This window comes from Paracoccus onchidii, from assembly GCF_028294535.1.
Classification (GTDB): domain Bacteria; phylum Pseudomonadota; class Alphaproteobacteria; order Rhodobacterales; family Rhodobacteraceae; genus Paracoccus; species Paracoccus onchidii.
This window is the reverse complement of the sequence record NZ_JAQBIE010000070.1, coordinates 1-1,030: the sequence shown is the minus strand read 5'-3', so window position 1 is coordinate 1,030 and position 1,030 is coordinate 1. Positions and strand designations below refer to the sequence as shown.

Below are 1,030 nucleotides of genomic sequence, written 5' to 3'. Positions count from 1 at the left end.
CCATCAGGGTTGTGGATGCCAACGCGATCATCGCCGCCGAACGCATAGCCCACCGAAAGGCCGCCATAGGCACCGGCCCAGTCAAACGAAGGCTGTGCGACGGGCGCAACCACCGGAACGACCTCGGATGGCGCTGAATAGCCACCCGCAGCCGCGACACCGGTCGAGGCAAACAAAAATAAGGAATTCAAAGCAGAGGTCGACAACTTGTCACACGTCTCAAGTATCCTCGATAAGCGGGAAAAACGACGTCTCATGGATGAGCAGCTAACATTATTTGGTAGAGCAAAATGTTTCGCAACTCAATGAAGCAGAAAGCATTGCATGGAACAGGCACTGAGGTTCTGTCGCAAACCTTTCCGGATGCCGGACTGACCCGATCTGATGATCCAACTACGCTGCGATTCCAGAACGGCATCTTCAGCCTGTCGACGCGCTTCGCGCGGAACACGAATATCGTGCCGGTGAAGGGGTCTTCCGCCAGCATCGACTGCGCCAATGCTGCCAGTCCGTCGGGAACTGTCGCAAACTCTTCCATTCCGAGGTAACGCCCGACATGTCAGCGTTGTCAGAGGGTTGGTGAGGGGCTTGCGGTGTGATCGCGTTCAAGGGAGTGCATATCCGAAGTCGGTGATCCTCCATGCGATGTTATTATACCTCCGCTACGCAGTCCCTTATCGTGATCTCGAAGATGTCCGGGCCGAGCGCGGTGTCACGGTCGATCACGCCACGCTGAACCGCTGGGTGGTAAAGTTCTCACCGCTGATCGCGACACGGGCGCAGGCAAGGAAGCGGCTGACCGGATTGCGGTGATCGAAGTTGCCGGGCTCGGTCGTCACCGTGCCGCCAGCGCTGAATCTGCCTTGGTCGATAATTGTCAGCGGCTCAAAGGCGAAGGCTTACGCGGCGAGCTGAATAGCCCCTAGATTCGTAGACGCCTTCTTCCCTAATTTTGAGGCAAGGAGGCCGAGATGGGCAAAGGCAATTTCAGCGCCGAGTTCAAGCGTGACGCGGTCGCGCAGATCACCGA

1 protein-coding gene and 2 pseudogenes are annotated in these 1,030 nt (G+C 57.4%); 1 reads left to right on the top strand and 2 read right to left on the bottom strand.

Going from position 1 to position 1,030, the window contains the following annotated elements:
- Positions 1-191: pseudogene (locus PAF17_RS20075) on the bottom strand (porin family protein); the annotation flags it as partial.
- Between the two features lie 62 nt (positions 192-253).
- Entirely contained in the window at positions 254-538 is a 285-nt protein-coding gene (gene tnpB, locus PAF17_RS20070; RefSeq protein ID WP_271890822.1) for an IS66 family insertion sequence element accessory protein TnpB, read from the bottom strand.
- A gap of 57 nt (positions 539-595) precedes the next feature.
- Here tnpB and PAF17_RS20065 point away from each other — a divergent pair.
- Positions 596-801, top strand: a pseudogene (locus tag PAF17_RS20065) (IS6 family transposase); the annotation flags it as partial.
- Positions 802-1,030: the final 229 nt, after the last annotated feature.

Coding starts and splice junctions, on each gene's coding strand:
- tnpB (WP_271890822.1), bottom strand. CDS start 538: ATGGAAGAGTTTGCGACAGTTCCCGACGGACTGGCAGCATTGGCGCAG.